18 protein-coding genes are annotated in these 20,973 nt (G+C 68.4%); 14 read left to right on the forward strand and 4 right to left on the reverse strand.

Features of this window, described 5'->3' with window-relative positions; genetic code table 11:
* The first annotated feature begins 47 nt into the window (after positions 1–47).
* The 5 genes from treZ (at position 48) to DS837_RS01265 (ending at position 6,860) form a co-directional block, all read left to right on the forward strand.
* A complete protein-coding gene (gene treZ, locus DS837_RS01245; RefSeq protein WP_247889715.1) occupies positions 48–2,036 on the forward strand; it encodes a malto-oligosyltrehalose trehalohydrolase in 1,989 nt (662 codons plus the stop codon).
* Positions 2,029–4,089, forward strand: a complete 2,061-nt coding sequence (locus DS837_RS01250) for an amylo-alpha-1,6-glucosidase (RefSeq protein WP_149163094.1) — start codon at positions 2,029–2,031, stop codon at positions 4,087–4,089. The genes treZ and DS837_RS01250 overlap by 8 nt, the downstream gene beginning before the upstream one ends.
* 262 nt (positions 4,090–4,351) lie before the next feature.
* Positions 4,352–5,518 (forward strand): sensor histidine kinase, encoded by a 1,167-nt coding sequence (locus DS837_RS01255; protein ID WP_170295701.1) that lies wholly within the window; start codon positions 4,352–4,354, stop codon positions 5,516–5,518.
* 601 nt (positions 5,519–6,119) lie between these two features.
* Complete coding sequence (locus tag DS837_RS01260) at positions 6,120–6,365, forward strand: hypothetical protein (RefSeq protein ID WP_149163096.1); 246 nt, start codon at positions 6,120–6,122, stop codon at positions 6,363–6,365.
* A 99-nt stretch (positions 6,366–6,464) separates the two neighbouring features.
* The gene (locus tag DS837_RS01265; RefSeq protein WP_247889755.1) at positions 6,465–6,860 is read left to right on the forward strand and encodes a hypothetical protein; all 396 of its coding nucleotides are present in this window, start codon (positions 6,465–6,467) and stop codon (positions 6,858–6,860) included.
* Between the two features lie 32 nt (positions 6,861–6,892).
* Here DS837_RS01265 and DS837_RS01270 read toward each other — a convergent pair whose 3' ends face one another.
* Positions 6,893–8,191 (reverse strand): polysaccharide deacetylase family protein, encoded by a 1,299-nt coding sequence (locus tag DS837_RS01270; protein ID WP_247889716.1) that lies wholly within the window; start codon positions 8,189–8,191, stop codon positions 6,893–6,895.
* 215 nt (positions 8,192–8,406) lie between these two features.
* Here DS837_RS01270 and DS837_RS01275 point away from each other — a divergent pair, with 215 nt between their 5' ends.
* Positions 8,407–8,700: a DUF2934 domain-containing protein gene (locus DS837_RS01275; protein ID WP_149163097.1), complete on the forward strand. Its 294-nt coding sequence runs from the start codon at positions 8,407–8,409 to the stop codon at positions 8,698–8,700.
* 52 nt (positions 8,701–8,752) lie between these two features.
* Positions 8,753–9,337, forward strand: coding sequence for an HPF/RaiA family ribosome-associated protein (locus tag DS837_RS01280; RefSeq protein ID WP_170295702.1), 585 nt, complete (start codon positions 8,753–8,755; stop codon positions 9,335–9,337).
* Positions 9,338–9,421: 84 nt separating this feature from the next.
* Here DS837_RS01280 and DS837_RS01285 read toward each other — a convergent pair whose 3' ends face one another.
* On the reverse strand, positions 9,422–10,669 hold the full coding sequence (locus DS837_RS01285; RefSeq protein WP_149163099.1) for a L,D-transpeptidase family protein: 1,248 nt from the start codon (positions 10,667–10,669) through the stop codon (positions 9,422–9,424).
* A 344-nt stretch (positions 10,670–11,013) separates the two neighbouring features.
* Between DS837_RS01285 and mepK the strand changes: the two genes are divergently transcribed.
* Both mepK and DS837_RS01295 read left to right on the forward strand, forming a co-directional pair.
* Positions 11,014–11,610, forward strand: a complete 597-nt coding sequence (mepK, locus tag DS837_RS01290; protein ID WP_149163100.1) for a peptidoglycan L,D-endopeptidase MepK — start codon at positions 11,014–11,016, stop codon at positions 11,608–11,610.
* 173 nt (positions 11,611–11,783) lie between these two features.
* Positions 11,784–12,959 (forward strand): baeRF3 domain-containing protein, encoded by a 1,176-nt coding sequence (locus tag DS837_RS01295; RefSeq protein ID WP_149163101.1) that lies wholly within the window; start codon positions 11,784–11,786, stop codon positions 12,957–12,959.
* A 75-nt stretch (positions 12,960–13,034) separates the two neighbouring features.
* Here the strand turns inward: DS837_RS01295 and DS837_RS33245 are convergent, their stop codons facing one another.
* On the reverse strand, positions 13,035–13,766 hold the full coding sequence (locus tag DS837_RS33245) for a helix-turn-helix domain-containing protein (RefSeq protein ID WP_211102037.1): 732 nt from the start codon (positions 13,764–13,766) through the stop codon (positions 13,035–13,037).
* A 491-nt stretch (positions 13,767–14,257) separates the two neighbouring features.
* Here DS837_RS33245 and DS837_RS01305 point away from each other — a divergent pair, with 491 nt between their 5' ends.
* Both DS837_RS01305 and DS837_RS01310 read left to right on the forward strand, forming a co-directional pair.
* A complete protein-coding gene (locus DS837_RS01305; protein WP_149163102.1) occupies positions 14,258–16,693 on the forward strand; it encodes a methyl-accepting chemotaxis protein in 2,436 nt (811 codons plus the stop codon).
* 106 nt (positions 16,694–16,799) lie between these two features.
* Positions 16,800–17,162: a hypothetical protein gene (locus DS837_RS01310; RefSeq protein WP_149163103.1), complete on the forward strand. Its 363-nt coding sequence runs from the start codon at positions 16,800–16,802 to the stop codon at positions 17,160–17,162.
* A gap of 194 nt (positions 17,163–17,356) precedes the next feature.
* On the opposite strand, the gene DS837_RS01315 is transcribed toward DS837_RS01310, so the two are convergent.
* Complete coding sequence (locus tag DS837_RS01315; RefSeq protein ID WP_149163104.1) at positions 17,357–17,908, reverse strand: hypothetical protein; 552 nt, start codon at positions 17,906–17,908, stop codon at positions 17,357–17,359.
* 185 nt (positions 17,909–18,093) lie between these two features.
* Here DS837_RS01315 and DS837_RS01320 point away from each other — a divergent pair, with 185 nt between their 5' ends.
* From DS837_RS01320 to aroQ, 3 genes are all read left to right on the forward strand, one after another.
* Positions 18,094–19,557, forward strand: a complete 1,464-nt coding sequence (locus DS837_RS01320) for a dynamin family protein (RefSeq protein WP_149163105.1) — start codon at positions 18,094–18,096, stop codon at positions 19,555–19,557.
* A 63-nt stretch (positions 19,558–19,620) separates the two neighbouring features.
* On the forward strand, positions 19,621–20,388 hold the full coding sequence (locus tag DS837_RS01325; protein WP_247889717.1) for a substrate-binding periplasmic protein: 768 nt from the start codon (positions 19,621–19,623) through the stop codon (positions 20,386–20,388).
* A gap of 125 nt (positions 20,389–20,513) precedes the next feature.
* On the forward strand, positions 20,514–20,963 hold the full coding sequence (gene aroQ / locus DS837_RS01330) for a type II 3-dehydroquinate dehydratase (RefSeq protein ID WP_014241158.1): 450 nt from the start codon (positions 20,514–20,516) through the stop codon (positions 20,961–20,963).
* Positions 20,964–20,973 lie beyond the last annotated feature (10 nt).

The raw sequence follows: 20,973 nt of genomic DNA on the forward strand, positions 1-20,973 counted from the left end.
CGGCGCCTGTTGGGGGCGGTGGTCGAAACAGTGCGGTGGAACATCCCGTGTCGAGTCCTCCCGATGCAGCGCACGCCGGCGGCTCGGCCTTCGCCGTCCGCCGTTGTCCCATAGGCGTCGAACCCGCGCCCGGCGACCGGGTGCTGGCGCGGGTCTGGGCGCCCGCCTGCCGCAGCGTCCGCTTGCTGGTCGGACCGGAGGAGCGCGCGGTGGCGCTGGAGGCTGAGGGTGACGGCTATTTCTCCGCGATGGTGGAAGGGGTGCCGGTGGGCAGCCTCTACCGGTTTCGACTTGATGATGGCGCCGCCTTCCCCGACCCGGCGTCCCGCTTCCAGCCCGAGGGGCCGGAAGGGCCGTCGCAGGTCGTGGACGCGTCCGCCTTCGCCTGGACCGACGCCGGCTGGGCGGGCTGCGGCCTGCGCGGGCAGGTGGTCTATGAGATGCACATCGGCACCTTCACGCCGGAGGGCAGTTGGGCGGCGGCGGCGCGCGAACTTCCGGGTCTGGCGGAACTGGGGGTGACCGTCCTGGAACTCATGCCGGTGGCCGAGTTCCCGGGCCGCTTCGGCTGGGGCTACGACGGGGTGGATTTGTTCGCCCCGACCCGGCTCTACGGTGGGCCGGACGACATGCGGCGCTTCGTGGACCGCGCCCACGCGCTGGGCCTCGCGGTGATCCTGGACGTCGTCTACAATCACCTTGGCCCAAGCGGAAATTTCCTGTCCCGCTTCTCCCCGGACTACTTCACCACCCGCTACAAGAACGAGTGGGGGGACGCGCTCAACTTCGACGGCCCGAACTGCGGCCCGGTGCGGGAGTTCTTCCGGGCGAACGCCGCCTTCTGGATCGACGAGTACCATCTCGACGGGCTGCGGCTGGACGCCACCCAGCAGATCTTCGACCGCTCCACCCCGCACATCATCCAGGAGATCGGGCAGGCCGTCCGCCAAGCGGCGCGCGGGCGCGGCACGCTGTTGATCGGGGAGAACGAATCCCAGCATGCCGCCATGGCCACTCCGGTGGAGCGGGGCGGCTGCGGGCTGGACGCTCTGTGGAACGACGATTTCCACCACGCGGCCCAGGTCGCGCTGACCGGGCGGAACGAGGCCTACTACACCGACTACCGCGGCACGCCGCAGGAACTGCTGTCGGCCGTCAAGCACGGCTTCCTCTATCAGGGACAATGGTACCGCTGGCAGGGCAAGCGGCGGGGAACGCCGGCCCATGGGCTGCCGCGCCCAGCCTTCGTCACCTTCCTCCAGAACCACGACCAGATCGCCAATTCGGGCCGCGGCCAGCGGATCCACGGCCTGACCACGCCGGGGCGCTTCCGGGCGCTGACCGCGCTGACGCTGCTGTGCCCTGGCACGCCGATGTTGTTCCAGGGGCAGGAGTTCGCGGCCAGCGCACCTTTCCACTATTTCGCCGACCATGAACCCGATCTGGCCGCCAAGGTGGAGACGGGACGGGCGGAGTTCCTGTCCCAGTTTCCCAGCCTCGCCACCCCCGCCATGCGCGCCCACCTGACGCGCCCGCAGGACGAGGAGACCTTCCGGCGCTGCACGCTCGACCACGCGGAACGGGACGCCCACGCGGAGGTCTGGGGGCTGCACCGCGACCTTCTGCGCCTGCGCCGCGAGGACCCGGTGTTCCGCGCCCAGGGCGACGGCGGGCTGGACGGCGCCGTGCTGGGCGAGGAGGCGTTCGTCCTGCGCGTCTTCGGTGCGAAGGAGGGCGGAGCGAAGGAGGGCGGGGCGGGAGACGACCGGCTGCTGCTGGTCAATCTGGGGCGCGACCTGCGGCTGGACGTCCTGCCGGAACCGCTGCTGGCGCCGCCGGTTGGCAGGGAGTGGACGCCGCTGTGGGCCAGCGAGGACCCGCGTTACGGCGGCTGCGGCATCGCCCCGCTGGAATCCTCGGACGGTGGCTGGCGGCTTCCCGGCCACGCGGCGGTCGTCCTGGCCGCCAAGGATGTTGTTCCGGATGAGGAACGGGGCGAAGACAACGGCGCGAGCGCTCAGGAGACCCATGGCTGATTTCATCCGCAAGATCACCAGCGACGCCCTGCGATCCGCGCCGGACGCCGCGCTGTCCCGCGAATGGCTGGTCGCCAACGGGCTGGGCGGCTACGCCTCCTCCTCCCTGTCGGGGGCGGTGACGCGGCGCTATCACGGGCTTCTGGTGGCGGCTCTGCCGGCGCCGCTGGGCCGGGTGGTGATGTTGAGCCAGCTCAACGACGTGCTGATCGAGCCGGACGGCACCGAGCGGCGGCTGACCGGCCACAACCCGCAGGCGGACCAGTGGCCCGACCCGAACTATCCGTCCGACGCCGCGCCCTCCGGCCTCGCCGAGTTCCGCATGGAATCCGGGCTGCCGGTCTGGCGCTACGCGTTCGGCGATGTGGTCATCGAAAAGCAGATCGTGCTGCCGCACCTGCAGAACATCGTCCATGTCACCTACCGGGTGGTCAAGGCGCCGCAGCCGATCTTGCTGCGGCTTCGTCCGGTGATGGCCTTCCGCAAGCTGGAATCGGCGGTGGACGAGCCGCTGGCCCGCGACTACCGCGTCACCGCCCGCGGGCACGAATACGAGATCTGGGCGGGACCGGAACTGCCGGTGCTGCGCATGACCATCGAGGGGGCGGAGCTTCCCCTGACCTTGGACGGCGGGGCGCGGCGCGACATCGTCTATCCGGTGGAGGCGGAGCGCGGCTACGAATCGCGCGGCTCGCTGTGGACGCCCGGCTATTTCAGCGGCCCCCTCAGCCAGGGCCAGACGCTGAGCTTCGTCGCGGCGACGGAGCCGTGGCAACGGCTGTGGGCGCTGCCGCCCGCCGACGTCCTGCGCTTCGAGAAGGAGCGGCGGCGGCGCATCGTCGGGACGGCCCATCCGTCGCTGCGCGAGGGGGCGATGGCGGAGCTGGTGCTGTCGGCGGACAGCTTCCTGTTCGTGCCGGCCGGGCGCGTCGCCGACCAGATGCGCGCCCGCGCCGAGGGCGACGAGGTGCGCACGGTGATCGCCGGCTACCATTGGTTCACCGACTGGGGCCGCGACACCATGATCAGCCTGGAGGGGCTGACCCTGACCACCGGGCGCCACATGGAGGCCGGCTGGATCCTGCGCACCTTCGCGCACTACATCCGCGACGGGCTGATCCCCAACATGTTCCCCGACGGCAAGGACGAGGGGCTGTACCACACCGCCGACGCCACACTGTGGTTCTTCCACGCGCTGAACCGCTATGTTCGCGCGACCGGGGACCGCCACACGCTGCAACTGCTGCTGCCCCGGCTGGTCGAGGTGATCGACCTTCACCGGCGCGGCACCCGCTTCGGTATCGCCGTGGACCAGGGCGACGGGCTGCTGCGCCAGGGGCGGGAGGGCTACCAGCTCACCTGGATGGACGCGAAGGTCGAGGACTGGGTGGTCACGCCGCGCCGGGGCAAGGCGGTGGAGATCAACGCGCTCTGGTACAACGCGCTGTGCCTGACCGCCGGCTGGCTGACCGAGGAGGGCGACGCCATGGCCGCCCGCCCGCTGGAGGAGCTGGCCGAACGGGCACGCGCCTCCTTCAACGCGCGCTTCTGGTGCGCCCACGCCGGGCACCTCTATGACGTGGTGGACGGGGAGCGGGGGGACGACGACGCCTGCCGGCCCAACCAGATCTTCGCCGTCTCGCTCGACAACCCGGTGCTCGACCGCGCCCGCTGGGAGCCGGTGGTGGAGACGGTGCGGCAACGGCTGCTGACCCCGGTCGGGCTGCGCTCGCTGGCGCCGGGGCAGCGCGACTACAAGTCGAAATACTTCGGCGATCTGCGCGCCCGCGACGCCGCCTATCACCAGGGCACGGTCTGGGGGTGGCTGATCGGCCCCTACGTCGATGCGTGGCTGAAGCTGCACCCGGAGGACAAGTCCGGAGCGCGCGAGCTGCTCCAGGGCTTCCTGCCCCATCTGGACCAGGCGGGGATCGGCACCATTTCCGAGATCTTCGACGCGGAGCCGCCCTTCAGTCCGCGCGGCTGCATCTCGCAGGCCTGGAGCGTGGCGGAAGTCCTGCGCTGCTGGGCGGCGACGGCCGAGGATCGGTGAGACCGGCCCCCCTCACCGCCCAGCCTATGAAAAGCGTCATAAGAACTTAAGGAGAGAGAGCGCGAAAGCCGCTTGGTTACTGAACAGAAAGCGGAGGTGCGGAAAAAGCGCGAATCGATGACGGGTCTATAACATTGGCGAAACCCACATTTTGTTGAAGGTTTCTGCCGCCCGTGTCTATGATCGCGGGCGGGTTGAGAAAGAAAATGCACGAACTCACGGCCGTGTGAGCGACCCGCACAGGATAATGTCGGGAGGGGTCATGCTGGCACTGCTGTCGAAGCCCACGCGCCCGGCGGTCGATTGGGACCGTTTGGGCCAGCGGATCCTGGACCAGAGCGCTCAGCCCTGCTGGGTGGTGGATCGCGAGTTGGTCACCGTCGGCGTCAACCCGGCGCTGTGCGCGTTGCTCGGCTATCGGGCCGGGGAGCTGATCGGAAACCACCTGCTGGCCTATGTGGCCGAGGACAGCCGGAGCGTCCTGGAGCGGCAGGCGGCCATCCGCGACCTGACTCCGCACCGCAGCTACGACGTCACCCTGATCCGCTCCGATGGGACGCCGGTCCGCGCGATTTTCAACGACTCGCGGCTGGACGGCGAGACCGGCGGAACGGCGCCGGCCTTTTGCATCTTCGTCACCGACATCACCCGCCGTATCGAAGAGGAGACGCAGCGCGCTCGGCGGGTGGACCAGCTGGCGGACGCGGTCGCGCGCATGAACCGCTTCCTGGGGCAGATCTGCCAGGAGCTGAAGGATCCGCTGAGCGCCATCCTTGGCGCGACGCAGATGATATCCTCCGACGTGGCGTCTCCCGATCCGGCGGTCGGCAGCCAAGCGCCGGGGACCGCGCATCTGGGCGCTTACGCGGCGCTGTGCAGCGACGCCGGGCGGCAGATGATGCGGACCATCGAGAACCTGTCGCTGTGGTCCCGCCTTCAGCTGAATCAGGTGCCGCTCGATCTGCGCGTCTATGAGTTGGGCGGCCTTCTCCAGGACGTGTTGGAGGAATTGGAGCCGCGCGCGCGCGCCCGCGATATCCTGATCGTCAACCGCATCGTCGCCCTTCCGGTGTTGGGCGACCTGTCCGCGCTGAGCACCGTGCTGAAGCATCTGATCGAGAACGCGGTGCGCTTCTCGCCTTCGGGAAGCATCGTCATGCTGACCGCCGCCCTGACGGACGGGCGGGTGACTGTGCGGGTTCAGGACAATGGGCTGGGCATTCCGGAGGAGTTTCAGCCCCATCTGTTCCGTATCGACCCGCACCACGCCGCGCCCGGTGCCGACGGGGAGGTGGGGAGCGGCCTCGGCCTGCTGATCTGCAAGGCGCTGGTCGAGCGCATGGGCGGCGGCATCCGCGTCTTCAGCAAGCCGGGCGGCGGAACCGCGGTGACGGTGGCCTTGACTCCGGGAGGGTGTGGCGGATTGTGACGCTGGCGAACGGATGGTCCGGCGAACCGTTTCGACCGGTCGGAGAAGAAACGGTGAGATCGGAGTGCCCCTTGCGGGGAATTCGAACCTTCAGTTGTCAACAGGGCACAGACCCGCGCGAAATCGCCGCGCCGGGAGTCCGGCGTCAGAATCCAATTGACAGGCGTGAGCGCTGCAACACCCATCGGAATCTGGAAAGGCGATGCATTTCAATGGTTTGTGTGACATGCTCAAAATTTGGGCAAATCGGGCTATGGCCTTGTCGCGCTTGACTCGAATCGGGAAAAGCCGGGCCTTGTCAACACAGTTATCCACAGACTCTGTGGAGAGCCTACGCGGGAGGTGAGGGAGTCGGCCCCCGGCCCCTAACCTTTGGCGGGAGGCCCGTCCAATCAGAATAAGTACTTCAGATTTTAGGTTCCGCGCGTTTTTGCCGCTATAGTGGTCGCGCCTCATCCCGCCGTATTGCCTCAATCCAATCGGCGCCGGATGAGCAATGACGGGAGGGGTGCCCATGCTGGATGTCTATGGGACGTCTTGCCCGGCGGCGCGTCCGCGATGGCCGTGGCGCGCGGCGACCGGTGAATCGCGGTGCCGGCGCGTGCAAGGATTTGCCGTTCCGGCGTCGGCGGCGGCGATGCTGTTCGCGTTGATCCTCCATCTGCTGCTGACCCTGGCCACCCATTTGGGCGATGCCGATGTGGCCGGGGTGCTGACGGTGGCGGTGGGCATGGTGGCGGTCCTGGTTGTCCTGCTTCCCTTCGCCCTGCTGTGCATCCGGCAGGCGCAGAAGGCGCTGGCCGCCGGGTCGGAGCGTCGTGGGACGATGGCTTCGCCGCCAAGTTGAAGCACCGCCGTCCGGGGGCATCAGTCGGGGAAATCGCGCCGGGGAAATCACGGTTGCCCCTTTTTGCAAGTCCGCGCATAAAGTGATGACGCCGTGGCGATGGACGGCGCTGTTCGGCGGGGGCGGTGCATGGGGTTGTTCGATTTTCTGAAAGTGACCGTCAAGGACGAGAAGAAGGCGCCGCCGCGCCGGCCCAACCCGTCCGCTGGCCCATCGAACGTGATCGAGTTCGATGGCAAGAGTTTTCCCTTGGCGGGGGTCAGCCACAAGGGTTTCGTGGCGACCGGCTTCGACGGGTCCTTGATCCCCAGCCAGACCGCGCGCCTCACGGTGCGGATTGATGACGCCTGCGGCAAGTTTACTTTCGCCGCCACCGTGACCATCGAAGACGTCAAGGGCGGGTCGGTGTCCGGCGCCTGGAACATGCTGCCGCCGGAGGTCGAGGCGACCATCCGCAAATATCTGCAGATCCGCAAGCAGAAGACTGGAAAGTAAGGGGTCTGGTTCGCTTCAGCGGCCGGCGCCGTTCAGTTGACGGTTTGGAGGGGGGCGGCGCCGGCCTTTGCCCCAGCCTTCACCAGAGTGGGGACCATCGCCGTGGCCGGCGTGGCGATCTGGTGCATCCGCTCGATCCATTCCGACAGGGTGACGAACTCGCAGCCCTTCGCGCGCATCGCGGCGATCACGCGGGGCAGGGCGTTCAGGGTGGACGGGTAGGTGGAATGCAGCAGCAGCACGCTGCCGGTTCCCGCCTCGGTCTTTACATGCTGCACGATGCGGTCGGGGTCGCGGACCTGCCAGTCGCGGGTGTCCACGGTCCACAGCACCGGGCTCATGCTCTCCTCGCGGGCGATCGCCAGCAGGTCCGGCGTGTAGCGTCCATAGGGCGGCCGGAACAGCACCGGGTTGGCGCCGAACCCGCGCAGGATGCGGTTGGCCTCGGCAATCTCGTGCCGCTGCGCCTCGGGGTCCATGGCGCGCAGGTCGGCGTGGGTCAGGCTGTGGTTGCCGATCTCGTGCCCGGCGGCGATGAAGTCGCGGATCACCTCGCCCTGGTTCTCGGCGACGCTGGCGACCGGAAAATAGGTCGCGGGAATCTTCTCGCGGTTCAGCACGTCCAGGATCTGGCGGGTGACCACACGGTGCGGACCGTCGTCGAAGGTGAGGGCGCAGAGATTCCAGCCCTCCTCCTTCAGCGTTGCCGGCATGACGTCGAGCGCCGTGTCGGGGATCACAGCGCCCAGCCGGCCCTTGCGGCGCACCGATTTCTCAATGGCGGCCATGGTCCGGGCGGCTTCCGGAGGGTAGGTGATCGCGACGTCGGCCTTGCCGTCCCCACCGGGGCGTGGCGTGGCGAGTTGTGCGCTGTCGGCGGGTGGCCTGATCTCCGGCGCTTGGGGAGTTGCCTGAGGCGTTGCCTGGGGCGGTGCGGGCAGGGGGGGCGCGTCGAGAACGAGGCAGCCGAACCCGGCGCCGAGCATGCGGCGGCACAGCGCCGTCACGTCCAGCCCCACGGAGGCGGTGGCCCGCAGGGCGACACCCTCGCCCTGGCGCCGCGCGTCGAGCGGAACGACCGCCGGGCTGAGCCCGTCCGCCAGATCGGGGGAGCGGCGGCGCAGGCTGTCCCACGCCCACCAGGCATCGCCCTCCCTTTGGAAAAGGCCGAGTTGCAGGAGCGACGGTCCGTCCGCGGCGCGGGCGGCGGTATCGGGGAGCGCCATCAGCGTCCCCGCGGCCAGCGGCAGCGCGAACAGCGAGGTGCGGAAGCGGCGCATGCCCGTGAGGAGGCAGGACGTCAGGGAGCGTCCGCTTTCAGGCCGGTTCACACATTTATCCTCCGGATCGTCGCTTTCGTCGAATACCACCCCTTCGGGATTAATTCAAACGGCGCGGGGTCCGTCGGCCTCCCCGTTTCGACCATCCCTTGGTGAGGAACTTCGGTGTTCCGGCACGGTTGACGGGAAGCGCGCCCGGTCTAAAAGCCCATTCCCACAGGAAGGCATGGCGGGCGCGGAACGAGAACCGAAAGGAGGCAGCCCGGATGGCGGACGACTTGGAAAGCCGGATCAGAGCGCGCGCTCACCAGATCTGGGAGCGTGAAGGCCGTCCGGAGGATCGCGCCGCGGACCACTGGACACTGGCCCGCGAGGAAATCGCCATCGAGGACAATTACCGGGACACCTTGCGCCCGAACCCGGCCCGCGGTCCCGACGACACCGCCGAGCGGACCGAGCCGGTCGAGCCCGTGCTGAGCATGGAAAACCAGGGCGAGATGCCGGGCATCGCCGATCAGGGCGAGGAGTTCCGCATTCCCGGCCAAGCCCGCGACTCCTGAACGCGGCCCGCACCACGCCGCTTTCGTCATGTCGTGCTTAAAGAGGACCCCCATGGACACGAACCTGGAAATCGCCTTCCACAACATGGACTCCCAGCCGGAGCTGGAGGCCTACATCCGCGAACGGGCGGAGAAGACGGAAAAGCTGTTCGACCGGCTGGTCGGCATGCGGGTCGCCGTGGAAGCCCAGCACCGCCAGCACAAGACCGGCAACGTCTTCGACGTCCACATCGAGTTGATGGTGCCGGGCCAGGACATCGTGGTCAGCCGCAAGCCGAACAAAGCGAAGGAGCGCTACGCCAATCCCGACGCCCGGACCTCGATCCGTGACGCCTTCGAAGCCGCGGAGCGGCAGTTGAAGGAATACAAGGACAAGATGCGCCGCGATGTGAAGGTCCATGATCCGGAACAGCCCGGCCGCGTGTCGCAGCTCAACCCGAACGAGGACCATGGCTTCATCACGACCAACACCGGAACGCAGCTCTATTTCCACCGGAACAGCTGCCTGAACGTCGACATGGACCAGCTCAAGACCGGCGATCCGGTGAAGTATGTGGAAGCCACGGGCGACACCGGTCCGACCGCCTCCAAGGTCTGGCGCGCGTCCGGATCCGACACCGAATTGCGGGCCACCTGACGTGAAAGCCCCCGCGAACCGGCGGGGGCTTTTTCTTTGGGCCTCTGTCTTTGGGCCTCTGTCTTTGAATTGTTTGCCTTCGGGTCAAACCCTCTGGGCCGGGGGCATCGGGTCGGCCAAGGTGGGATCGGCCGAGGTCGGGTCTGTCGAGTCCGGCGCCGCGGCTGGGACGGGGTCCTCGTTCAGGTCGTAGATGTCCGGGTGGAGGCGGACGGCGTCGCGGTCGTCCACCGTCGCCGTCCAATAGACGAAGCGCACCGGCACCGGCTGGCTCAGCTTGATCCACTGCGGTTCCTGCCGGTCCAGCATGCGGTCGAGCCGCATCGTGGACACATGCTCGGCCGCCAGCAGCGCCTCGGCCATGCCGCGCGCGTCCTCAAGGCGCACGCAGCCGGAACTGACGGTGCGGACCTCGCGCTCGAACAGCCTCGGTTCGTTGGTGCCGTGCAGATAGATGTTGTAGGGGTTGGTCATGTTGAAACGGTACCGGCCCAGCGCGTTGTGGTCGCCGGGTTGCTGGACGATCCGCACGCGGCGCGGCGAGACGTTGCGCCAATCCACGACCGCCGGCTCCACCGGGGCACCGTCCAGGTAGACCACCGCGTTCGCGATGCCCGGCGTGCCCTTGGCCCGCAGCAGGGGCAGCTTGTCCTCCTTGAGGACGGTGGGGGGCACGGTCCAGGTGGGGTTCACGATCACATGGGTGATCTGGTCCTGAAGCAGCGGCGTCTCGCGCGACGGGCGTCCGACGATCGAACGCATGGTCAGGGCCTCCTCCCCGTCGCGGACCAGCGTGGTGGTCTGGCTGGGCAGGTTCACCAAAATCACGGTGTCGGGGGCGGTGTCGCGGAAGGCGCGCATGGACAGCGCGCTGCGCCGCATCTGGACGGCCGCCTCCTGCGGGCTGCGGTCCAACGCCACCCGCGTTCCGCCGCCGACCAGCCCATCCACCTTCATGCGCTGGGCGAACTGGAAGGCGCGCACCGCGGTGTCCACCCGGTCATCGAACACATCGCCTTGGCGTGCCCGGTCGAGAAAACCCAATTCGGCCAAGCGTTGCGTCAACCGTTCCACGCGCTCGCCGCTGCTGCCCTTCTTGAGAAGCGGGCCGGACCCGATGCGGGTGACCGGGCGCTCCGGTGCCGCCTCCAGCACCGTGGCGGCTGCGTCCAGCCGGTCGGCCCAGCCGGTCAGGGTGTCGCGGTAGGAGGCCGCCTCGGCGGTGGCCCGGGTGGCGGCCGAACCGGCGATCACGGACAGCGCCAGCGTCAGCGCGGCCAGGATCGGCGCCGGGCGGCGGCGTCGGTCGGTAAGCGTCTGGGATGCGTGCATGGTCCGTCCTCGACTGGCGGGAGATCCGATCCCCCGTCCTTTCTATCAAATGTAGTACGTGATCCCCTGCCCGGCGAGGCGGGGACGCGCTTCCATAGGGTCGGGAAATCGGCGTACGGCCTCCGGCCGAGGGGCGACCGCCCTGCGGTGCCGGTGCCGCGAACGACCGAAGGCCGACTTGTGACCGATTCAGGCCATTTTCGGGTTGATCCCGGTCAAGCCCTAGCCTATAGGAAATAGTCGTTCGCTATGACCATACTAATTTTGGCCTTATTCGAACAATCCATAGTGGGTCGTCCGGCGCTGGAACGGTGCGGCCCGATCACCAAAATGCATAGGGAGTGATGCTTTTGGGGAATGACGACCGTGCCGCGCCGCTGAATGGGCGCGAGACCGGCCGCCGTGGGTTTCTGACCTTCGCTGCCGCCGCCTTGACCGCCATGGCCGTTCCGGTCCTGGTGCCCGCCGCACCGGCCCTTGCGGCCCCCCTGGCCGGCGGCGTCCGCCGCCTGTCCCTGCACAACATCAACACCAACGAGCAATTCAGCGGCGTCTATTGGGCCGATGGTGCCTATCGCCCGGACGCGCTGAAGAAGCTGGACGTGCTGTTGCGCGACCATCGGGCCAAGCAGGTTGGCCGCTACGACCCGCGTCTGTTCGATGTCCTGGCCCGCCTGCACCAGACGCTGGACAGCGACGAGCCCTTCCGGGTCATCTGCGGGTACCGGTCGCGCCGCACCAACGCCATGGCCCGCCGCCGCTCGCGCGGGGTCGCAAAGGAAAGCTACCACACCCGCGGCATGGCCATCGACGTGATGCTGCCGGATGTCGAACTGAAGGCCATTGCCACCGCGGCCCGCGGCATGGAGGCCGGCGGTGTCGGTTTCTACCCGCGCAGCGGCTTCGTGCACATCGACACCGGCCCGGTCCGCACTTGGTGACTTGCGGTCCATGGCTGGGCGAGATCATCGTCGCGGGCGTCATAGGCTGACTTGCCGTACGCCGTGTCCCGGCTGCCTGCCCAGTCGGTAGGCACCCCGGAACCATGGGCCGACACGCCGGTTGCTCCAATCGGAATTCCCCCGAACGAGCAACACGGAGGGCGACGAAGGCGATGTTCTGCAAACACGATCTGGAACGACTCCTGACCGTCGATGCCGCCCCGGCGGTGTCCATCTTCCTGCCCACCCACATCGCCGGGCGCGACATCCGCCAAGACGTGATCCGGCTGCGCAACCTGCTCTCCAAGGCGCAGGATCAGCTGTGCGAGAAGCACGGCCTGCGCCGGCCCGACGCCGAGGCCTTCCTCAAGCCGGCCTCCGACCTGTTGGAGCAGAACGAGTTCTGGCGCCACATGGACCGTGGTCTGGCGATTTTCCTGGCCAAGGGCGTGTCGGCCATCCACCGCGTGCCCGTCGAACTGCCGGAGGAGGTGGTCGTCAACTCCCGCTTCACGCTGCGGCCGCTGCTGCCGCTGCTGGCGGACGACGGAGCCTTCATGATCCTGGCCGTCACGGCGGGTCGTGCCCGCCTGTTCTGCGCGACCCGTCACGGCATCGCGGAGGAAGATGCCGGCTTGCCGCAGGGTGTCGCGGAAATCCATGCCGAAACCAATTACGAGAACAACCTGCACTCCGCCCCGCCGGCCCGCCATGCCGACCGCACGGATCGGGGCGGCGTGTCGATGGTCAAGACGCACAACTTCGGCGAAGACCCCGAGGAACTGCGCAAGGCCCATCTCATCGAGTATCTCGGGCGGGTCGGCGGCCGCGTGCGGGATCATCTGAAACCCTTCCGCGGCCCGCTCGTTCTGGTGGCCGACGAGGAGATCCAGGGGCATCTGCGCAAGGATGCACATCTTCAAGGGATGCTGGAGGATGGGGTCGTGACGAACCCCGACGTCCTGGAGATCGACGACCTGCATCGCCGCGCCTATGCGGTGGTGCGGCCGATGTTCGAGTCGACACGGCGGACGGCGGTGGAGCGGTTCAACGCCCTCTACGGCGACCGCAACACGGCGGAGCGGACGACGACGCGGGCCGAGGATGTGATGGTGGCGGCGCGCGAGGGACGGGTCGGGGTTCTTCTGGTGGCCGAGAACGGCAAGGTCTGGGGCCACTTCCGGGAAGACTATCACCGGGCCTTTCCGTTGCACCACGAAACGGACGGCGCCATCGACCTTGTCGAGGAGGCCGCCACGGAAACGCTCCTGCGCGGCGGGGAGGTGCATGTGGTGACCAAGGAGGAACTGCCGTCCGGCGCCTCGACCGCAGCGATCCTGCGCTTTTGATTCTGAACTTCCGGCGCTTCAACTTTCCGGCTGGCGGGGGGCGTGGGATGGCGCCGCCCCGCCGTCGACTCGTCGTCAGGTGGACACCTTGCTGGGCTTGCCGACGCTGGGCTTGCCGATGGGCGCCTTTCCGGCGCGGTAAATGTCCGCCGGGTCCCACACGGCGCCATGGCGCCGCCGCTTTCCGCCGGGCGCCGCATCGGCCTTGACGCGGGGTTTGGCGGCGGTCTTCAGAACCGCCTTGCCGCCCGGTGCCACGGTGCCTGCCTTCGGCGATGCCGGACCCGCCAGCACGATCCCCCCCGCTGAAAAGGCGGTCGCCGCCGCCGCGGCCGGAAACGCCGGGTCCCCCGACTCGCCTTCCTCCTCCCGTGCGTCGCGCAGATGGGGCGACAGGGAACTCAAAAGCGACAAGAGTTCGTCGCCTACGCTGTCCGGTGCGGCCCGCCACAAGCGCAGCATGCGCGCTTCGCGGCGGCTGATCGAACTGTCACTGATCCGGGCGTCGTCCGCGGCGGGCGCATTTCCGAGGAGGGCTTGCGGGTCGTCGTAGCAATCGAAGAAAAAGCTGACTGGAACGCCAAGTACCAGTCCGAGACGATAAAGCGTCCCGGCGGAAATGCGGTTGGAGCCTCGTTCGTATTTCTGAACCTGCTGAAACGTCAGGCCAATGGCCTCGCCCAGCTTCTCCTGGCTCATACCCAGCAAGGTGCGGCGCATACGCACGCGCTGCCCGACATGAGCGTCGACCGACCAGGATTCGGGTGATCCGCGTCGCCCTCTTTTGCGTACCGCAGGTTCGCTCATGGATCCGGAACTCCAATGCTTGCGAATAAATATGCAGGATTTGAGAATGTCGCCAAGATTGTTCACACAGAACTTTCGGGCAGGCAAGCGGAATCTCTGAAATTACTGCGCTGGTGCCATGACTTGGACAGGCATAACGGCTTATCGACTCTCTGACGCCCTTGCGGCGCCGGGATGCTGAAAACGTTGATTGCGGTGTTCTGCCGGCATCGCGCGTGTCGGTTGCGTGGCGGCTGCGCCGCGGCGGCAGGGAAACAAACGGGGTGGAACGGGGCGGCAAGCATGCCGAATATGTCGAATTGTGGGAATTCGCAGTCCGCGGGTTGGTGTGGAAACACTTTGATAATCAAATTCGGATAGGTCGCATCGGATGGAGTTCGCGCCACAGGCCGCACCGGGCCGGCAGGGTCGGCATGGTGGGGCCGGTAGGCGGCGATGATCGGCGGCGACGCTCCCCTGCGCCGCCGGATCGCAATCAAAGGATCAGGTCGATGCAGACAAGCAGTCTGGCGGGGCGCTTCAAAGTCGGAACCCGCATTTACTTCGGTTTCCTCGTGGTTCTTCTGCTGCTTGCGGTGGTCGTCGCCATCGGTGTACGGGGCCTCGGGGTGGCGCGGGATGGCTTCGAATCCTACGCGGCGGTGAGCAACCACTCGATCCAGGTCAGCTCCATCGACGCACAGGTCGCCCAGATGCGCCGCCTCGCCTTGACCTTCAACACGTTCGGCGACCCGAAGGTGGCGGATCAGGTGCGCGCCGTCCAGGCGACCCTCGTGAAGGACCTGCGGGGCGCGCTCGACGGAACGACCGGCGAGCGCCGTGCCCTGCTGGAGCGGATGAACCAGGTCTTCGCCAACTACGTGACCGACTTCAACACGCTGGCGGAGCTTCGCCTGCGCCGCGACCGCCTCTACGCCGAGCAGCTCGTCCCGGCGGGCGAGAAGGCGCGCGAGACCGTCTCGCAACTCGTCTCCACCCTGATCGCCGACGGCGAGCACGAGGCGGCGGCCAACGCCGCCCTCGCGCAGGAGCAGCTGCTGCTGGCGCGGCTGGCCGCGTCGCGCTTCTTCACCAGCCCGAACGAGTCGATCATCGCGGAGGTGTCGGCCCGTGACGACGCCTTCGGCGAGGCCATCCGCCGGGCAACCGAGCGGCTGAACAACCCGGCGCGCCGGGCCGCCGCGCTGGCCGCCGACCAGTTGGCCGACCGCTACGTCTCGCTGTTCCGCGAAACCGCCGCCGTCATGCTGGAAAACGCCCGGCTGGTCGATGTGATGGGCGCCCGCGGGGTCGAGTTCGCCGACCTCTCCGACCGCACCGTCGCGATCGAAGGCAAGGATCGCGACGGCGTTCTGGCCGAAACCACCGGCAGCATGGACCGCACCCTGTCGGCCAACATGACGATCGCGGCCGGTGCCTTCCTGTTCGGCCTGCTTCTGGCCTGGGCGGTGGCGCGGTCCATCGTGAAGCCGGTCGTGTCGATGACCGAGACGATGACAAACCTCGCCGGGGGCGACCTGACGGTGACCATCCCGGCGCTGGCCAACCGCGACGAGATCGGGCGGATGGCCCATGCGGTTCAGGTGTTCAAGGACAACGCCATCCAGAAGAAGGCGATGGACGAGGCCGAGCGCGCGCGCCTGGAGGCCGAACGCCGCGCCGACGAGGCGCAGCGCGCCCGCGAGACGGCCATCGGCGAGGAGATCGCCGCGCTGATCGACGGCGTGTCGAAGGGCGACCTGTCGCGCCGCCTCGACCTGACCGGCAAGGACGGCTTCTACAAGACCATGTCGGCGGGCATCAACCGCCTGACCGACACGGTCGAGGCGGTCATCGCCGACCTCGGCGCGGTGCTCAGCGCGCTCGCCCAGGGCGACCTCAACAAGCGGGTGGAGCGCGACTACCAGGGCGCCTTCCAGACCCTGAAGACCGACGTCAACACCACCTCCGCCAAGCTGTCGGAGATCGTCGGCCAGATCCTGCGCGCCACCGACGCGATTTCCGGCGCCGCGTCCGAGGTCTCGCTGGGGTCGAGCGACCTCGCGGAGCGGACGGAGCAGCAGGCCTCCTCGCTGGAGGAAACGGCGGCGAGCATGGAGGAGCTGGGGGCGACGGTGCGCTCCAACGCCGACAACGCCCAGCGCGCCAACGGCATGGCCGCCGACGCCCGCACCGCCGCGGAGTCCGGCGGCACGGTGGCGGATTCGGCGATCGACGCGATGAAGCGCATCGAGGCGTCGAGCCGCAAGATCACCGACATCATCGGGGTGATCGACGAGATCGCCTTCCAGACCAACCTGCTGGCGCTGAACGCGGCGGTGGAGGCGGCGCGGGCCGGCGACGCCGGGCGCGGCTTCGCGGTCGTGGCGCAGGAGGTGCGCAACCTCGCCCAGCGCTCCGCCCAGGCGTCCAAGGAGATCAAGGGGCTGATCCTCGACAGCGACAGCCAGGTGAAGGACGGGGTGGAACTGGTCAAGAAGGCCGGCGACGCGCTGGAGGGCATCGTGTCGGGCGTCCAGCAGGTCGCCGGACTGATCGCCGAGATGGCCTCGGCCTCTTCGGAGCAGGCGGCGGCGCTCGACGAGATCAACGCCACCGTCTCGCAGATGGACGAGATGACCCAGAAGAACGCCGCCCTCGTCGAGGAGACCACCGCGGCGGCCCAGTCGCTCGCCAACCAGGCGACCGACCTGCGGTCGCTGGTCAGCTTCTTCAAGCTGGACGCCGCGGCCTTCATGGCGGCTCCCGTCGGTCATCAAGGCGGCGGGGCTCCGGCTCTGCGGCGCAGCATCGCCCCGACCAAGCCGGCGCCGGCCAAGCCCACCGCCCGCAAGGCGGCGCCTCCGGCCCGTCCGGCGGCGGGCAAGGCGGCCTCGGCAACCCTCCAGCGCGCGTCCGCCGACGAGGACGATTGGAAGGAGTTCTGACCGGTCCTTTCTGGAAACCGGTCCTTTCTGAAAATGCGTGCGATGGAAAGGGCGGCGCGGACGTTTGTCAGGGAAGGCCATCACACCAACCGGGAGTGACGAACCCATGACCGCGCGCCGCCTCAACTCCGTGAACATCATGGTGCCCCTGGTCCTTGCCGGCGCCCTGTGGGCGGGGCCGGTGGGGGCCGCCGACACGCCGCCCCCGCCGGGCGGCGGCGCACCTCCGTCCGGTGCTCCCTCCACGCCGGGCGAGCAGGCCCGCCAGGGGGTGGAGCTGCTGATGAAGGCTTTGGAGGGGTGGGTGCGGCAGGTGCCGATGTTCGCTCCCCCCGAAGTCACGCCGGAGGGCGACATCGTCATCCGCCGGCTCGACCGTTCCCGTCCGGCACCACCCAATCCGGCACCGGCCGACCCCGCGCCAGCGAAGCCCGAACCCCCGGTGCCGAACGCGCCGACCGACCTGTGAGGCGGCGGCAAAGCCCGATATGGTCTGTCACGCAGCGCGCCGATGTGGTTCCCAACGCGCGGCGGAGCCCGCGAAAAGGCTTAACGGCCCCTTAATTCATGGTTAATAACGAGTTAATGACCGTTTGCGAGCCGAACGGAGGCCGCATCGGCCTGTCTGCGTGACCGGCTGTATCGGCCTTTCCGCTCTGCCGGTCAGCCGGCGTGCCAGGGGCCGCCCGGACGGGCGAACCCTTCCACCTGATCGCGCAGCTTCTGGACTTGCGACGGGGTGAGGGTGAGGCCGAGCCTTGTGGCGAAGGCGGCGGCGAGAGCGCCGCGCGTCGGGCGTTCCCCGCGGTCCGACAGGGCGCGGTACAGTTCGAACGCCGCGGCGTAGCGCCGCAAGGCGTCCGGACGGCGGCGCAGCTGGGCCGCCTGCGCGGTGGCGGCCACCTCCAGATGGGCTTCCAGCCGATGCAGGGCGTCGGCCGCCGACAGGGCGGGCAGGGGAACCGGCGGCTCCGCTTCACGCTCGGGTCGGCCGATGGCCGCCTTGGCGCGGTGCCGCCGCTGGCGCAAGCGGTCCTCGTTGCGCAGCCGCTCCGCATAGGCGGGATCGCTGCGCCGCCGTTCGGTGCGGTTCCGGTTGGCGCGGGCGTTGCGTTCCTCCCGGTCCGCGCGGCTCTGCGGATCGCTGAGCAGGAAGGCGAGTTCCTCCGCGGTCAGGCGCAGGGAATCGGTGTCGGGGTCGTTTTCGGCGCTCATGCCGAAAGCAACGTTTCAGGGACCCTTTCCGATCCATACCACCAAAGAAGGTCACAGGCGGCGGCGCCGTCACGGCGTTTCCGGCCACGGCGATTTCGCTGTCCATCGCAACGGCGCCTCGTGCTAGAGAATGCCCCAGACACGACACGTCGCCCCATTTCACAGCAGACGGGACCCGGCCGGCCATGACCCCCAGGCAAGCCCTCCAGCAGCGCCTCGCCGCCCTGGACGCGCATCTCCGCGCGGAAAACCCGAACCTTCTTCCGGTCATTCCGACCTTCCGCAATTTCGACCGGGTCCTGGTCCGGCTGGGCCTGTTGGGGCCGCACGAGTCGCTGACCACGCGCATTCCCTGGTGGCCGATGATCGCGGTGCTGGGCACCTTCTCCGCGGGCAAGTCCACCTTCCTCAACGGCTATCTCGGCGCGCCGCTGCAGAACACCGGCAACCAAGCGGTGGACGACAAGTTCACGGTGATCTGCCACGGCCAGGAAACCCGGCGCGAGGCCCTGCCGGGCACCGCGCTGAACGCCGACCCGCGCTTTCCCTTCTACCGGATCGCCGACGAGATCGAGAAGGTCGCGGCGGGCGAAGGCAAGCGCATCGACAACTACCTGCAGCTCAAGACGCTGTCCGGCGACCGGGCGCGCGGCAAGATCTTCATCGACTCGCCGGGCTTCGACGCCGACGACCAGCGCCGCTCGGTGCTGCGGCTGGTCGACCACATCGTCGAGCTGTCCGACCTCGTGCTGGTCTTCTTCGACGGGCGCCACCCGGAGCCGGGGGCGATGCAGGACACGCTGAAGCATCTGGTGGCGAAGACGGTGGACCGCGCCGACGCGCGCAAGGTCTGCTACATCCTGAACCAGATCGACACCACGGCGAAGGAAGACAATCTGGAGGCGGTGTTCGGCGCGTGGCAGCGCGCCATCGCCCAGGCCGGGCTGGTTTCGGGCCGTTTCTACGCGCTCTACGACAGCAAGTCGGCGGTCGCCATCGCCGACGACGCGGTGCGCGCCCGCTACGAGGCGCGGCGCGACTCCGACCTCGCCGAACTCCAGGTGCGCATCAACGAGGTGGAGGTCGCCCGCGCCTACCGCATCGTCGGTATGATCGACAGCCTCGTGAAGGAGCTGAAGGGCGAGATCGTCCCGCAGCTCGCCGCGGCGATGAAGCGCTGGCGCAAGCTGGTGCTGATCGGCGACGCGGTGTGGCTGGCCCTGCTCGCCCTGCTGTTCGGCGGGATCGCCAGCCTCGCCGGCGGCGACACGGTATCGGCCTTCCTCACCTGGCTGACCCAGTCGCAGCCGGCCTGGACCGGCGGCCTGCCGATCGGGGTGCTGGTGGCGCTGGTGGTCCTGGCCGGTCTGTTCGGCGCCGGCCATTTCTGGCTGCGCTCCTTCATGGGCCGCCGGGTCGCCCGCAGCCTGCCGGAGCGCTACGGCGACGTGGACCTCAACCTGCAGCAGGGCTTCCTGCGCAACACCCGCTTCTTCCGCTCGATCTTCCGCAAGAAGCCGGCGGGCTGGAGCGGCGGTGCGGAGAAGCGCATCTTCTCCATCCGCGAGGCGGTGGCGGAGCATGTCCAGCGCATCAACGACCTGTTCACCGACCCCGCCGGGCGGCGCAACCGCGCCCCGGCGGAGTGAGCGGGCGTCCGCAGGAGAGGGGGTAGAGGATAGGCGATGGCGGGGCGGCGGTGTCTTCTGGCCATGCTCCTGCTGCTGGCGGCGATCGGTCCCGTCCGGGCGACCCCGCTCGACTCGGCCCCCCTCGGTTCGGCCCCCCTCGGTTCGGCCCTGGACCTGGTCACCGGCAACGACTTCGCCCCCTTCACCGGAGAGGATCTTCCGGAGGGCGGCCTGCTGACCGACATCGTGCGCCGCGCCTTCGACGAGGTCGGGTTGCGTTACGGCGTGCGCTTCATGCCCTGGCGCCGCGGCTATGACGGCGTGCTGGCGGGCAGGTTCCTCGGCACCTTTCCCTATGTCCGCACGCCGGACCGGGAGATGGAGATGCTGTTCTCCGACCCGCTGCTGGAGGTGCGGCAGCTCGTCTACCTGTCCGCCCACAGCGGCATGGTGTTCCGCACCCCGGAGGATTTCCGGGGACGCACGGTCTGCGCGCCGGTCGGCTACGCCTTGCCGGCGGAGCTGGCGGAATTGGCTGCGGCGGGGGCGCTGGCGCGGGAAAGCCCGGCGGACCTGCCGGCCTGCGTGCGGATGGTCGCCTCGGGCCGGGTGGATGCCTTCGTCATCGACGAATTCACCGGGCGGAGCGCGGTGGCGAAGGCGATGGTCGGGGACGAGATCCGCGTCGCTCCCTTGCCCTACGCCCGCGCCGGGCAGCACCTGATTCTGTCCCGTTCATCGCCGGAAGCGGCGGCGATCCTGGCCGCCTTCAACGTCGGATTGAGGAAATTGAAGGATGGTGGCGCCTTCGAGGAGATCCTGCGCCGCCATCTGTCCGCCGCGCCGTGAGGCGTTTGGCGCCGAAGGGGGCGGAACACGCCGAATGGGCGTAACGTTTGCGCCATGCGGCATTGCCAGCGCGACGCAAAGTGCTATAAACGCGCGGACTCGATCTTGGAAAAGGGGCGTGGCCCGTGGCCATCGACGCTTCCGTTCTGGTCCTGAACGGACCGAACCTGAACATGCTGGGCGTGCGCGAACCGCACATTTATGGCTCCATGACGCTCGACGATCTGGAGGGCGCGTGCCAGGAACGCGCCGAACAGCTCGGGCTGGCCATCGACTTCCGGCAGTCGAACCACGAGGGCGAACTCGTTTCCTGGATTCAGCAGGCGCGGACGGAGCATGACGGCATCGTCATCAACGCCGGCGCCTACAGCCACACCTCCGTCGCCATCATGGACGCGCTGATCCTGTCCGAGCTGCCGATCGTCGAGGTGCATCTCTCCAACATCTACAAGCGTGAGGCCATCCGCCACCACTCGCACATTTCCGCGGTGGCCAAGGGGATGATCTGCGGCTTCGGCCCTCACGGGTATCTGCTGGCGCTGGACGCCATGGCGAATATCCTCGAGCGCGACTAAGGAACACGGG

It is taken from the genome of Azospirillum brasilense (genome assembly GCF_008365405.1).
Taxonomy (GTDB): Bacteria; Pseudomonadota; Alphaproteobacteria; order Azospirillales; family Azospirillaceae; genus Azospirillum; species Azospirillum brasilense_D.